Origin of the sequence: Oceaniglobus roseus, from assembly GCF_002869745.1 — a bacterium.
Taxonomy (GTDB): domain Bacteria; phylum Pseudomonadota; class Alphaproteobacteria; order Rhodobacterales; family Rhodobacteraceae; genus Oceaniglobus; species Oceaniglobus roseus.
On sequence record NZ_PNOS01000037.1, the window covers coordinates 36,630 to 49,063 of the forward strand.

General features: G+C 68.8%; 12 protein-coding genes. 8 read left to right on the top strand and 4 right to left on the bottom strand.

The features are described from left to right. Positions 1-30: 30 nt before the first annotated feature. Both A7B20_RS16835 and A7B20_RS16840 read right to left on the bottom strand, forming a co-directional pair. Complete coding sequence (locus tag A7B20_RS16835; protein ID WP_102109750.1) at positions 31-642, bottom strand: pyridoxamine 5'-phosphate oxidase family protein; 612 nt, start codon at positions 640-642, stop codon at positions 31-33. Between the two features lie 24 nt (positions 643-666). Continuing rightward, a complete protein-coding gene (locus A7B20_RS16840) occupies positions 667-1,329 on the bottom strand; it encodes a glutathione S-transferase family protein (RefSeq protein WP_102109751.1) in 663 nt (220 codons plus the stop codon). Between the two features lie 229 nt (positions 1,330-1,558). On the opposite strand from A7B20_RS16840, the gene A7B20_RS16845 reads away from it, so the two are divergent. The 5 genes from A7B20_RS16845 to A7B20_RS16865 all read left to right on the top strand — a co-directional run bounded on the left by A7B20_RS16845 (position 1,559) and on the right by A7B20_RS16865 (position 6,681). Beyond that, positions 1,559-2,950 (top strand): circularly permuted type 2 ATP-grasp protein, encoded by a 1,392-nt coding sequence (locus tag A7B20_RS16845; RefSeq protein WP_172961045.1) that lies wholly within the window; start codon positions 1,559-1,561, stop codon positions 2,948-2,950. A 58-nt stretch (positions 2,951-3,008) separates the two neighbouring features. Continuing rightward, on the top strand, positions 3,009-3,962 hold the full coding sequence (locus A7B20_RS16850; RefSeq protein ID WP_102109753.1) for an alpha-E domain-containing protein: 954 nt from the start codon (positions 3,009-3,011) through the stop codon (positions 3,960-3,962). Then, on the top strand, positions 3,959-4,804 hold the full coding sequence (locus A7B20_RS16855) for a transglutaminase family protein (protein WP_102109754.1): 846 nt from the start codon (positions 3,959-3,961) through the stop codon (positions 4,802-4,804). The genes A7B20_RS16850 and A7B20_RS16855 overlap by 4 nt, the downstream gene beginning before the upstream one ends. Before the next feature lie 158 nt (positions 4,805-4,962). Continuing rightward, complete coding sequence (locus A7B20_RS16860; RefSeq protein WP_102109755.1) at positions 4,963-5,688, top strand: proteasome-type protease; 726 nt, start codon at positions 4,963-4,965, stop codon at positions 5,686-5,688. A gap of 159 nt (positions 5,689-5,847) precedes the next feature. Next, on the top strand, positions 5,848-6,681 hold the full coding sequence (locus A7B20_RS16865) for a fumarylacetoacetate hydrolase family protein (protein ID WP_102109756.1): 834 nt from the start codon (positions 5,848-5,850) through the stop codon (positions 6,679-6,681). 13 nt (positions 6,682-6,694) lie between these two features. On the opposite strand, the gene A7B20_RS16870 is transcribed toward A7B20_RS16865, so the two are convergent. Beyond that, positions 6,695-7,627 carry an alpha/beta fold hydrolase gene (locus A7B20_RS16870; RefSeq protein ID WP_102109757.1) on the bottom strand — a complete coding sequence of 311 codons (933 nt, stop codon included), beginning with the start codon at positions 7,625-7,627 and terminating at the stop codon, positions 6,695-6,697. A gap of 2 nt (positions 7,628-7,629) precedes the next feature. Then, positions 7,630-7,917 (bottom strand): SCP2 sterol-binding domain-containing protein, encoded by a 288-nt coding sequence (locus A7B20_RS16875; protein WP_102109758.1) that lies wholly within the window; start codon positions 7,915-7,917, stop codon positions 7,630-7,632. 82 nt (positions 7,918-7,999) lie between these two features. On the opposite strand from A7B20_RS16875, the gene A7B20_RS16880 reads away from it, so the two are divergent. The 3 genes from A7B20_RS16880 to A7B20_RS16890 form a co-directional block, all read left to right on the top strand. Further along, positions 8,000-8,548, top strand: a complete 549-nt coding sequence (locus tag A7B20_RS16880; RefSeq protein ID WP_245867041.1) for a tetratricopeptide repeat protein — start codon at positions 8,000-8,002, stop codon at positions 8,546-8,548. A 137-nt stretch (positions 8,549-8,685) separates the two neighbouring features. Next, positions 8,686-9,399 carry a hypothetical protein gene (locus A7B20_RS16885; RefSeq protein WP_102109759.1) on the top strand — a complete coding sequence of 238 codons (714 nt, stop codon included), beginning with the start codon at positions 8,686-8,688 and terminating at the stop codon, positions 9,397-9,399. Positions 9,400-9,529: 130 nt separating this feature from the next. Then, positions 9,530-12,434, top strand: a 2,905-nt coding sequence (locus A7B20_RS16890; protein WP_102109760.1) for a helicase-related protein, incomplete at its 3' end; no start/stop codon positions are given.

A 12,434-nucleotide genomic window follows, 5' to 3' on the forward strand; every position in this document is an offset into this window, starting at 1 on the left:
CGGGTGCCGCCGGGCGGGTCTCGTTTTCCGCTACCTTGCCGCGCGCAGCCGGGCGTTCTCGGCCTCCAGTTCGGCGATGCGGGCGGTCAGGCGGTCGATCTCCGGTCCGACGAGGGCCGCGATCTCGTCCGCGTCGAAGCGGGGGGTGATGAATTGCGGGCAGTTCCAGTCGAAGGCCGCGACCTCGATCAGGAGGCAGCGCTCCGGACGGCCCTGGCCTTCGGTCGCGAGGCGGTCGGCCAGCGCGGGATCGTCGGTGACGATGCGCGCGTGCCCCGCGAGTTTCAGGCGGGCCTGGCGCGGATAGTCCATGAGGAAGAGCGCCACCCGGGCGTCGGCCGTGAGGTTGCCCGTGGAGATGTACTGCCGGTTGCCGCGGTAATCGGCGAAGCCGAGGGTCCTGTCGTCCAGCACCTTCAGGAAGCCCCGTGGGCCGCCGCGGTGCTGCATGTAGGGCCAGCCGGTCTCCGAGACGGTGGCCATGTAGAACGAGGTCCGGGTTTCGACGAAAAGACGCTCGTCCGGGCCAAGTCCGGACGGGGCAGGCCGTTCGGCAAGGCGGCTGGCCATGTCGGCGCTGCCCCGGGCCTTCTGCATCTCCTGCACGGCACCGGTGAACATGAGGGATCCGAAGCTCTGCATCCTGTCGCCTCCCGAGATGTGTCGTCAGCTGCGCCTGACGGCCTTGAGTTCGCTGTAATCGACCATGACGTGTTCGCCGTAGGCGGGGCGGGCGGCGAGGCGGTCGTAGTAGGCCTCGGCGCCCGGGGGCGGTCGGCGGTCGAGGTCGAGGGTGAAGTAGCGGTAGAGGACGTGGCCCGCCCATATGTCGGCGAGGGAAAAGTCGCCGAGCAGCCAGTCGCCCCGGCATTGGTCGCAGAAGAGGGCGAGGTTCCTCTCGAAGCGGCGCAGGCCCTTCTCGATCGCGGCGGTGTCGCGCTCGGCCTCGGGGGTGCGCCAGTGGGCCCAGAAGACGGGCACGGTGAAACTGGCGGCGAGCGTGTGCTTCGACCACTCGGCCCACATGTCGATCACGGCGCGGGCGTCGGGACCGTCGGGCCAGAACGGCGGGTCCCCGAAGCGGGCGAGGAGGGCGCGCAGGATCGCGGCGCTCTCGAACAGGGCGGGGCCGTCGCCGATCCTCACCGTCGGGATCAGGCCGGGCGGGTTCATGGCGCGGTAGTCGGGCGTGTCGAGCCCGCCGAAACGGCCGCCCGCGTCGATGCGGCGGAAGGGCAGGCCCATCTCGGCAAGCCCCCAGAGCACGGCCTGCACGTTCGAGGACGTCGCGCGTCCCCAGACCGTGATCTCTTCGGTGATCTCTTCCATCTGCGTTCTCCCTGTCGCGGTGGCGCCATGGTGCCGCTGGCTCCGACGATGTCCAGCGGCTTTGCCGTCTGCAAGGCCTTGCGGCGGAGGTGCCGCAAAACCGGGCAGTTGCGGTGCGGGAACGGGGCGGGGTGAGGCAGTGACGTTTGCCTTGGCGGCACGTTGCGAATATCTGTAAGAAAAACATCGGGGCAGCGGAGGGCGCGCCATCACGACCTATTTCAACGAGATGTACGACGGCTCGGACGTGCGTCCGCCCTATCGCGGGCTCGAAGGCTGGAGCCGCGACATGCCGAGCGAATTGAAGGCGATGAAGCAGTCCGAGGCCGAGGCGCTGTTCCGGCGCATCGGCATCACCTTCGCCGTCTACGGCGAGGGCGGCTCGCCCGACCGGCTGATCCCCTTCGACATGTTCCCCCGCGTCTTCTCGGCCGACGAGTGGCACCGGCTGGAACGCGGCATCAAGCAGCGGGCGCGGGCGCTGAACGCCTTCCTCGTCGATGTCTACGGGCGGGGCGAGATCGTGAAGGCGGGGCGGATCCCGGGGCGGCTGGTCTATCAGAACGAGGCCTACGAGACGGCGGTCTGCGGTTTCGTGCCGCCGAAGGGGGTCTATTCCCACATCGTCGGCATCGACCTCGTCCGCACCGGCCCCGACGAGTTCTTCGTGCTGGAGGACAATTGCCGCACGCCCTCGGGCGTGTCCTACATGCTGGAGAACCGCGAGATCATGATGCGGATGTTCCCGCAGCTGTTCCAGCACAACCGGATCGCGCCGGTCGAGAACTATCCGGGCCTCTTGCGCCGCACGCTCGCCTCGGTGGCACCGCGGAAGTGCGAGGGTGAGCCGCGGGTCGTGATCCTGACGCCCGGCCATTACAACTCGGCCTATTACGAGCACTCGTTCCTCGCCGACATGATGGGGGTCGAACTGGTCGAGGGGGCGGACCTGTTCGTCGAGGGCGATTACTGCTGGATGCGCACGACGGAAGGCCCGAAGCGGGTCGACGTGATCTATCGGCGGATCGACGACGCCTTCATCGACCCGCTGTGCTTCCGCCCCGATTCCATGCTGGGGGTCGCGGGGCTGATGAACGTCTACCGCTCGGGCGGCGTCACGATCTGCTCGGCGCCCGGCGCGGGGGTCGCGGATGACAAGGCGATCTATACCTTTGTGCCGGAAATGGTGCGCTTCTACCTCGGGGAAGAGCCGATCCTGAACAACGTGCCGACCTGGCAATGCGCCAAGTCCGACGACTGCAAGTACGTGCTGGAGCATCTGCCGGAGCTCGTCGTGAAGGAGGTCCACGGATCGGGCGGCTACGGGATGCTGGTGGGGCCGAAGGCGGACAGGAGCACCATCGACATCTTCGCCGAGAAGATCCGCGAGAAGCCCTGGAACTACATCGCGCAGCCGACGCTGGCGCTGTCGACCTGCCCGACCTTCGTGGACGAGGGGATCGCGCCGCGCCATGTGGATCTGCGCCCCTACTGCCTTGTCGGCGAGCAGATCGAGCTGGTGCCGGGCGGGCTGACGCGGGTCGCGCTGAAGGAGGGATCGCTGGTCGTGAACTCGTCCCAGGGCGGCGGGGTCAAGGACACCTGGGTGATGGCGGAATGAGCGACATGGACCCTCACCCGACCGCCCCCGAAGGCACTACCCCGAAGGGAGGTTCGACATGCTGAGCCGCACGGCGGAGAACCTGTTCTGGACGGCCCGCTACATCGAGCGCGCCGAGACCAACGCGCGGCTGCTGGAGGTCGGGGCACGCAACGCGCTGATCCCGAACACCGGCGGCGGCTACCGCAACGAGTGGGACTCGGTCCTGCAGGCCAGCGGCACCGCCGCGGCCTTCGCCGAGAAATACGGCGAGACGGTGCAGCGCAACATCGAGACCTGGATGTTCTTCGACCGCGACAACCCGAACTCGGTCACCTCCTGCATAGAGCGGGCGCGCGAGAACGGGCGGATCGTGCGCACCGCGCTGACCTCCCAGGTCTGGGACGTGCTGAACACCGCCTTCGCGGAGGTGCGGGAGTTCGCGCGCCAGGAACGCTCGTCCCTCAGCCTGTCGGACCTAACGGACTGGACGCTGCGGACGACGGCGCTGGTCCGCGGCTCGGCGCTGAACACGCAACTGAGGAACGACGGCAACGACTTCACCAACATCGGCCACTACCTCGAACGGGCCGACAGCACCGCGCGGCTGCTCGACGTGAAGTATTTTGTGCTGCTGCCGACGATCAGCCACGTCGGCTCGGGGCTCGACAATTACCAGTGGCGCACGCTGCTGCGGGCGATGTCCAGCAACCGGGCGTTCAACTGGGCCTACGGCGGCGAGATCAGCCCGGCGAAGATCGTCGATTTCCTGGTGCTGAACCGGGCCTGCCCGCGTTCGCTGCTGTCCGCCGTGGAGGGCGCGAACGACCACCTTGACCGGCTGGCGCGGGCCTACGGCCGCTCGACGGCGGCGCAGACCGCGGTGCGGGGCATGGTGGGCGAGCTTGCGGACATGACCGTGGAGGACATCTTCGACGAGGGCCTGCACGAGTTCCTGACCCGCTTCATCCTGCGCGTCGGCGCCCTCGCGGGCGAGGTGCAGCGGACGTATCTTAGCGGAGAGATGCGATGAGACTGCTGGTTTCCCACGAGACGGTGTACCGCTTCGATCCGCCGATGAAGGGCGTTGTGCAGAGCCATCGCCTGACCCCCTCGCAGTTCGAGGGGCAGACGGTCATCGACTGGTCGGTCGAGGTCGAGGGCGCGACGCGCGGCGCGGCCTTCCGTGACGGGGCGGGCGACTGGGTGGAAACGGTCAGCCTTCTCGGCCCGGTCGAGGAGGTGCGCGTGATCGTGAAGGGCACGGTCGAGACGGTGGACCTTGCCGGCGTGCTGCGCGGCCACCGCGAGACGGTGCCGCCCGAGGCCTACCTGCGGCCGACCCATGCCACCTGGCCCGACGCGGCGGTGAAGGTGCTGGCCGAGGAGGCGCTGGAAGGGGTGGCGCAGGACGAGATCCTGTCGCGCGCCCATGCGCTGGCCAAGGCGGTGTCGGAGGCGATCGAGTACACCCCGGGCGAGACGGAGGCGACGACGACGGCGGCCGAGGCGCTGGCGCTGGGGCGGGGGGTCTGCCAGGACCACACCCACGCGCTGATCGCCGTGGCACAGGCGTCGGACATTCCGGCGCGATACGTCACCGGCTATCTCGAATCGGGCAACGACGGCGCGGCCCACGAGGCCAGCCACGCCTGGGCCGAGCTCTTCGTCGCCGGTCTGGGCTGGATCGGGTTCGACGCGGCGAACAAGTGCTGCCCGGACGCGCGCTATGTCCGGCTCGGCTCGGGGCACGATGCCCAGGGCGCGGCGCCGATTCGCGGCGTGGCCTCGGGCATGGGGATCGAGGCGATGGAAGTGGACGTGAGCGTGGTCGACGGCGACCGCGCCGCCGGCCAGAGCCAGACCCAGCAGTAGCGTCTTTCGCGGAACGCCCGCGAATTAACCGGTTCTGCATCCGGTGATGCGATGTTGCATCGCCGGATGGCGTGTCGTGACGCGCATCGTTGCGTCGCCCCCGGCTTGGTTCTAAACGTGCCGCCTGGTCGGGGCCGAGTTTGGCGGGCGGGGGTGCGATGACCTATTGCGTGGGTATGCTGCTGAATGCGGGCATGGTTCTTCTGTCGGACACGCGCACCAATGCCGGGCTCGACAACATCTCGATCTATCGCAAGATGTTCACCTTCGAGAGCCCGGGCGAGCGGGTGATCGCGATCATGACGGCGGGCAGCCTGTCGGTCACGCAGACCACCATCGCCCGGCTCGCGGATGCGATCGACAATCCTGACTCGACGATGACGCCCTCGATCATGCAGGCCGAGACGATGCTCCAGGTGGCCGAGATCGTCGGCAACACCCTGTCCCGGGTGGCCAGCGACATCGCGATGAAGCTTGGCGGCATGTCGCAGAACGCCTCGGCCACGATGATCGTCGCCGGGCAGCGGCGGGGCGGGGACATGCGGATGTTCCTCGTCTATCCCGAGGGCAACTTCATCGAGGCGACGTCGGACACCCCGTTCCTCCAGATCGGCGAGCACAAGTACGGCAAGCCGATCCTCGACCGCGTCGTGACGATGGACACCTCGCTGCTCGACGCGCAGAAGGCGGTGCTGCTCTCGATGGATTCGACCCTGCGTTCGAACCTGTCGGTGGGGATGCCGCTGGACCTCGCGGTGATCGAGGCGGACCAGATGCGCCTCAGCCGCCTGCGCCGGATCGAGGCGGATGATCCGGTGTTCCACAAGATGAGCCTCGCCTGGTCCGAGGCCCTGCGCCGCAGCTTCACCGAAATCGAGGTCTGACGTCGTCACCGGCTCCGCGCTGCCGCTTGCGCAGGCAACGGGCGGGGCTCTTCGCCCAAGCCGTGTCCGCGCTGCCGCGCCGGGCGATCAATCGTGGCGTGTTCGCTTGACCTTGCGCAAACTCTCGCTTTGCTATGGCGGCAGTTAAGGGAATTCGCGATGAAGTTCTTGAGATTTGGGGATCCGGGGGCCGAGCGGCCGGGCCTGATCGACGCGCAGGGAAGGCTGCGCGACCTGTCGCGGGACATCCACGACCTGTCGGGCGAGGTCCTTGGCCGCCTCGGCACGTTCGATCCGCAGAAATACCCGCTGGTCGAGGGCACGCCGCGCCTTGGCGTGCCGGTGGCGGGGGTGGGGAAGTTCGTCTGCGTCGGCATGAACTATACCGACCACGCCCGCGAGAACGGCATGCAGCCCCCGCGCGAGCCGATCATCTTCCTCAAGGCGACCTCGTCGCTCTCGGGGCCCGGCGACGCCATCGTGCTGCCGCCGCTGTCGGAGAAGGCGGACTGGGAGGTCGAGCTGGGCGTCGTGATCGGGCGGCTGGCGAAGAACGTGACCGAGGACGCGGCGCTGTCCCATGTCGCGGGCTTCGTCACGGTCAACGACGTGAGCGACCGCGAATTCCAGATCGAGCGGGCGGGGCAGTGGACCAAGGGCAAGTCGGCCGACACCTTCGGCCCCGTCGGCCCCTGGCTGGTGACGCCGGACGCGGCGGGCGATCCGCAGGACATGGCGCTGAGGGCCTGGGTGAACGGCGTGCTGATGCAGGACGGGCACACGTCGAACATGATCTTCCCGGTGCGCCGCCTGATCTCCTACGTATCGCAGTTCATGTCGCTGCACCCGGGCGACATCATCGCCACCGGCTCGCCCTCGGGGGTCGGCATGGGGCGGCGGCCGCAGATCTATCTCCGGCCCGGCGACGTGGTCGAGGCCGAGGTGGGCGCGCTCGGGCGGCAGAGGCAGGCGGTGGCGGCCTCCGCGCCCTGAACGGCGCCGCCGTTCAGCGGTGCGCCGAGAACAGTTCTGCGGCGGCGTCGAAGAAGTGGTCGCGCACGTGGGGCACCTCCATCATCACCTCGTGGCGGGCGCCGGGAATGATGTCGAGCGTGCCGTCGCGCCAGCCTTTCATGCGCCGTTCGATCCGGGCGCGGTCGACGATGCGCTCGAGTTCGCCAAGGGCGCAGAGCGTCGGCACGGCGGGCGCCGGGCGGGCGGCCAGCGCGCGCGTCTCGCTCAGCGCCTCGTAGAGCCATTGCAGCGACGGCCCGCCGAGGACGAGGTCGGGACATTCGCGGATCTGCGCCTGCATGTAATCCCACATGGCGATGTCGGTGGTCAGCAGGTTGTCCTGGAATCCGGTGGCGCTGACATAGCCCTCGGACGAGGTGCCGGGCGCGAAGGCGGTGTCGAAGCCGAGGCCGCGGCTGGCCCAGGAGACCGACCAGGCGAGGGGACGCAGGGCGGGGGCCAGCAGGATCCCCCACATCGGCGCCGAGAAGGCCGCGGCCTTCACATCGAGCCCCTCGTAGAGCGCGCGAAGGCCGATCGCGCCGCCCATCGAGTGGGCGACGAGGTAATAGGGGCGCGGCATGTCCTGCTGCCGCGCCGCCTCCACCAGCGCCGCGACATCGCGCTGGTAGTCGGGAAAGCGGTCGACATGGCCGCTGAGCGGATTGGCCGTCAGCCGGTCCGACAGGCCCTGGCCGCGCCAGTCGATCGTGATGGTGGCAAAGCCGCGCCGCGCGAAGTCGCGGGCGGCGCGGCCGTATTTCTCGACGTATTCCGTGCGGCCGGTGAACAGCAGCACGGTGCCGCGCTCGCCCTCGCCCCAGGCGGCGGCGCGCAGTCTCACGCCGTCCGCGGCACGGACCCAGAAGCAGCGGGTGCCGTCGGGGGCATCCGCCACGCAGGCGTGAAACGGCGCCGTTTCCATGGTCAGGCCAGGGTGGAGGCCAGCTTCATCGCCTGTCCCATGTCGCCGTCGATGCCGAGGCGGCCGGACATGAAGGCGGTGGTGGGGTTGAGGTCGCCCTCGATGATCTCCCGGAAGGTGTCGGCATCGGCGGTCATGGTGACATCCGCATCCTCGTCGCCCGCGCGGGCCCCGGCGTTGTCGAGCATGATGGTGCCCTCGCCGGTGATGACGAACTTGGCGGAGCCGTCGAAGCTGCCCCCGCTCTTCTCGTTCAGGGTGGCCACGGCGGCGTCGATCAGGTCACTCACGGGAAATCCTTTCTTCGTGATATGCGGCGGGGTGCATTTTCCCCCGCCCGCGCTAAACTGGTGTGTAGATATGAGGTCGGTTATGAAAATTCTCAAATCTGCCGTTGCGGCACTTCTCCTCGGCATCTCTGCGACATTTCCCGCATCGGCACAACAGCACGATCTGGACGACCTCTTCGCCGCGCTGAAACAGGCCGACGAGGAATCGTCGCACGCGATCATCGGCAAGATCTGGGCCGAATGGTCCAAATCCGGCTCGCCCGCCATGGACTTCCTGCTGGAGCGGGGGCGCAAGATGATGGAGGAGGGCAAGCTGGAACAGGCGGTCGACCATCTGAGCGCGCTGATCGACCACGCGCCGGAGTTCGCCGAGGCCTACAACGCCCGCGCCACCGCCTTCTTCCAGCAGAAGCGGCTGGGCGAGGCGCTGTCGGACATCCGCAGCACCCTGGCGCTGAACCCGCGCCACTTCGGCGCCATGGCGGGGCTTGCGACGATCCAGGAGGAGCTCGGCTACGAGGCCGAGGCGCTGGCGACCTGGCGGGCGGTGAAGGAGATCAACCCGACGCAGGAGAACGCCGACGAGTCGATCCGCCGCCTGACCGTCATCGCCGAGGGCGTCGAGACCTGAGTCGCGCCTGACGGCGGCGGCGGCGGAAATCCCCCCGGCCGGCGACTGGGCGCTTACAATGCGGTGCGGTTGCTGACACACTGGCGGGACACGGCGTGCACAACCGCCGGTTTAACAACAGCCAAGTGCGAGGCAACATGAGCAAGTTCCATCTGGCCGCCGCGGCGGCCGCATTCCTGATTCCAGTCGGCGCGGCCCAGGCCGCCGAGGTCAACGGGGGCGAGCTGACGCTGCGATTCTCGGCCTTCACCGACGACACCGACTTCAACGCGACCGCGCTCGAGGGCTCGCTCGAGCTCGGGTTCACCCGCGAGCTGGCCGTGCAGCTCGACGTCGCGCAGCGCTTCTTCGGCCTGATCGACGACAACACGCTGACCGGCACGCTGCACGGCATCTACCACCTCAGCGACCTGACCTCGGTCGGCCTGTTCGTCGGCACCGAATCCGGGGCGGGCAGCGACCTGGACTATTACGGGGTCGAAGCGGGCCATGAGATGATGGGCTGGGAGCTGGAAGGCTATCTCGGGCGGGGCGAGGATTCGGGCTTCGACGGCATCGCGGCCGGGCTCACCGGCGCCTATGCCGTGACGCCGGACTTCGACGTGGCCGGGTCGGTCGATCACCTGGACCTCGACGGCGGCATCTCCGCGACGCGGCTGGGCCTGAAGGGCGAATACGGCTTCGGCAACGGGCTGTCGGTCTACGGCGAGGTCGGAAACTACCACGCGAAGGCGGGGGGCGCCTCCAACTCCGAGCCCTTCGTGGGCATCGGCGCCAGCTACAAGTTCGGTGCCGAGCGTGGCACGACCTTCCAGCAGCGCGGCTTGGCGCGGCTGATCCCCGGCCTCTGAGGCGCGTACGACGGCGCGGGGCCCGGGTCCCGCGCGATGGGATGCGCAGGAGACGCGGCGGTGCGGGGGGGTTGTTTCTCCCGCACCGAGCCTGCATCTAGGACGGGCAGGCAAGAGGCGGGCCCCTGGCATGACGTCGACCACCGGCCGGATCACCGCGGTCCTCGGCCCCACCAATACCGGCAAGACCCATTACGCCATCGAGAGGATGCTCGGCTATCGCACCGGCATCATAGGCCTGCCGCTGCGCCTGCTGGCGCGCGAGGTCTATGACCGGATCGTGCAGGCGCGGGGGCCCTCGGTCGTCGCGCTGGTCACGGGGGAAGAGCGGATCGTACCCGACCGCGCCCAGTACTGGGTCTGCACGGTCGAGGCGATGCCCGAGGGGATGGGCACCGATTTCCTCGCGGTCGACGAGATCCAGCTTTGCGCCGACCCCGAGCGGGGGCATGTCTTCACAGACCGGCTGCTGCGGGCGCGGGGCACCCACGAGACGCTGTTCATGGGCTCGGACACCATGCGGGGCGCCATCGCCGCGCTGGTGCCGAAGGCGCAGTTCATGCGGCGCGAGCGGTTCTCGACGCTGATCTACACCGGCGCGAAGAAGATCTCGCGGATGCGCCCGCGCTCGGCCATCGTCGGGTTCTCCGTCGACAACGTCTATGCCATCGCCGAGCTGATCCGCCGCCAGAAGGGCGGGGCCGCGGTGGTGATGGGCGCGCTTTCACCGCGGACGCGGAACGCCCAGGTCGAGATGTACCAGAACGGCGACGTCGAGTTCCTGGTGGCCACCGACGCCATCGGCATGGGCCTGAACCTCGACATCAACCACATCGCCTTCTCGGGGCTCAGCAAGTTCGACGGGCGGCGGATGAGGAAGCTCGCCCCGAACGAGCTGGCCCAGATCGCGGGGCGCGCCGGGCGATACCTGACCGACGGCACCTTCGGGGTGACGGGCGAGGCGCCTCCGCTGGACGAGGGCACGGTCGAGGCGATCACCTCGCACCGCTTCACTCCGCTGAAAAAGCTCCAGTGGCGCAACGCGCGGCTGGAGTTCGGCAGCACCGACGCGCTGATCCGCAGCCTCGAGGCGCCCTGCGACGCGCCGGGGCTGCTGCCCGCCGAGGCGCATGGCTGGCTGGCCCGCGCGCGCGAGGCGGATGACCTCGCGGCGCTGAAGACGCTGTCGGACCTGCCCGAGGTGATGATGCGCTGCAGCGATGCGCGGGGGGTCAGGCTGCTCTGGGACGTCTGCCGAATCCCCGATTTCCGTGGTATATCTCCGGGAGAGCATGCCGGGATGCTGGAGCGCATCTTCGGTTTCCTTGCCGAATGGGGACGGGTGCCCGACGATTGGCTGGCGCGACAAATCAAGCGGATCGACCGAACCGATGGCGACATCGATGCGTTGAGCAGGCGACTGGCGTTCATCCGCACCTGGACCTACGTGGCGCAGCGCAAGGGTTGGGTGGATGACGAAAGCCATTGGCGCGGTGCGACCCGTGCCGTAGAAGACCGCCTGTCGGACGCGCTGCATGGCGCGCTGACGCAAAGATTTGTGGACCGGCGCACCTCTGTGCTGCTGCGCCGGCTCAAGCAGAAGGAGAGCCTTTTGGCCGAGGTGACAGAAAAGGGTGAAGTGACCGTCGAAGGTCAGGTGCTGGGGCGGCTGCAGGGCTTCCGCTTCCATCAGGACGCATCGGCTTCGCCCGACGAGGCGAAGACCCTGCGCCAAGCGGCGGTCGCCGCGCTGAGGCCGGAGTTCCACCTGCGGGCCGACCGGTTCTACAACGCGCCCGATACCGAGATCGACTTCACCGAGCAGGGGGGCCTGATGTGGGGCTCTTCCGCCGTGGGCAATCTCGTGGCGGGCTCCGATCCGCTGAAGCCCGGGGTCGAGGCCTTCGTCGACGACGAGGCCGGGCACGACGTGCAGCAGAAGGTGCAGCGTCGGCTCCAGCATTTCATCGACCGCCGGATCTCGACCCTGTTCGAGCCGCTGCTCGCCATGCAGCGCGACGAGGCGCTGACCGGCCTGGCCCGCGGCTTCGCCTTCCGCATGATCGAGACGCTGGGTGTCCTGCCCCGCGACCAGGTCGCGGGCGAGGTCAAGGAACTGGACCAGGACGCCCGCGCGGCGCTGAGGAAGCACGGGATACGCTTCGGCCAGTTCACGATCTTCCTGCCGCTTCTTCTGAAGCCCGCGCCGACGCGGCTGCGGCTGGTGCTGTGGTCGCTGGCGAAGGGGCTGGACGATTTTCCGGAAAGCCCGCCGCCGGGTCTGGTGACGATCCCGGCCAACCCGGACCTGCCGGACGGTGCGCACATCATGTCGGGCTACCGTCCCGCGGGCGAGCGGGCAATTCGCATCGACATGCTGGAACGTCTCGCCGACATGCTGCGGAACCGCGACAGCCGCGCCGGGTTCGAGGCGACGCCCGACATGCTGTCGATCACCGGCATGACGCTGGAACAGTTCGCCGCGCTGATGGAAGGTCTCGGCTATCGCGCCGAGCGGGGCGAGCGGGCGAAGGTCAAGGCCGTGAAGACGGCGCAGGAACCGGGCGAGACGCCCGACGCCCCGCCGACCCCGCCCGAGGGCCCGGCGCCAACCCCGCAGGAGGAGCCGGTGCAGACCCCGCAGGAAGGACCTGCGGAGCCGCCCTCCGAAGTACCGGGCGACGCGCCGGTCGAGGCGCCGTCGGACGTGCCGCTGGGGACGCCGAGCGAGGATGGCATCGAGGGTACACCCGTGACCGATGCCGGAACCCCGCAGATCGAGGAACTGCCGATCAACGAGGCCGAGGCGGAGGTCGAGAGCTTCGCGGCCGACGTCGCGATGGAGCGGCCGGGCGACCCCGACGTGACCGAGGCGCTGGACACTGACCAGGACTTCAACATGCCGGGTCGGCAGAACGCCGACGCGCCGGGCGAGGAGGACGCGGCGACCGACACCCGCGAGGGCCTGCCGCAGAAGGCCGAGACGGCTCCGGCGGAGACCGAGGTCTTCTATACCTTCCGCTGGGGCGGCAACC

Excerpts from the sequence above, each read along its gene's own strand:
- A7B20_RS16835 (WP_102109750.1), bottom strand. The coding sequence starts at position 642 with ATGCAGAGCTTCGGATCCCTCATGTTCACCGGTGCCGTGCAGGAGATG.
- A7B20_RS16840 (WP_102109751.1), bottom strand. The coding sequence starts at position 1,329 with ATGGAAGAGATCACCGAAGAGATCACGGTCTGGGGACGCGCGACGTCC.
- A7B20_RS16845 (WP_172961045.1), top strand. The coding sequence starts at position 1,559 with ATGTACGACGGCTCGGACGTGCGTCCGCCCTATCGCGGGCTCGAAGGC.
- A7B20_RS16850 (WP_102109753.1), top strand. The coding sequence starts at position 3,009 with ATGCTGAGCCGCACGGCGGAGAACCTGTTCTGGACGGCCCGCTACATC.
- A7B20_RS16855 (WP_102109754.1), top strand. The coding sequence starts at position 3,959 with ATGAGACTGCTGGTTTCCCACGAGACGGTGTACCGCTTCGATCCGCCG.
- A7B20_RS16860 (WP_102109755.1), top strand. The coding sequence starts at position 4,963 with ATGACCTATTGCGTGGGTATGCTGCTGAATGCGGGCATGGTTCTTCTG.
- A7B20_RS16865 (WP_102109756.1), top strand. The coding sequence starts at position 5,848 with ATGAAGTTCTTGAGATTTGGGGATCCGGGGGCCGAGCGGCCGGGCCTG.
- A7B20_RS16870 (WP_102109757.1), bottom strand. The coding sequence starts at position 7,627 with ATGGAAACGGCGCCGTTTCACGCCTGCGTGGCGGATGCCCCCGACGGC.
- A7B20_RS16880 (WP_245867041.1), top strand. The coding sequence starts at position 8,000 with ATGAAAATTCTCAAATCTGCCGTTGCGGCACTTCTCCTCGGCATCTCT.
- A7B20_RS16885 (WP_102109759.1), top strand. The coding sequence starts at position 8,686 with ATGAGCAAGTTCCATCTGGCCGCCGCGGCGGCCGCATTCCTGATTCCA.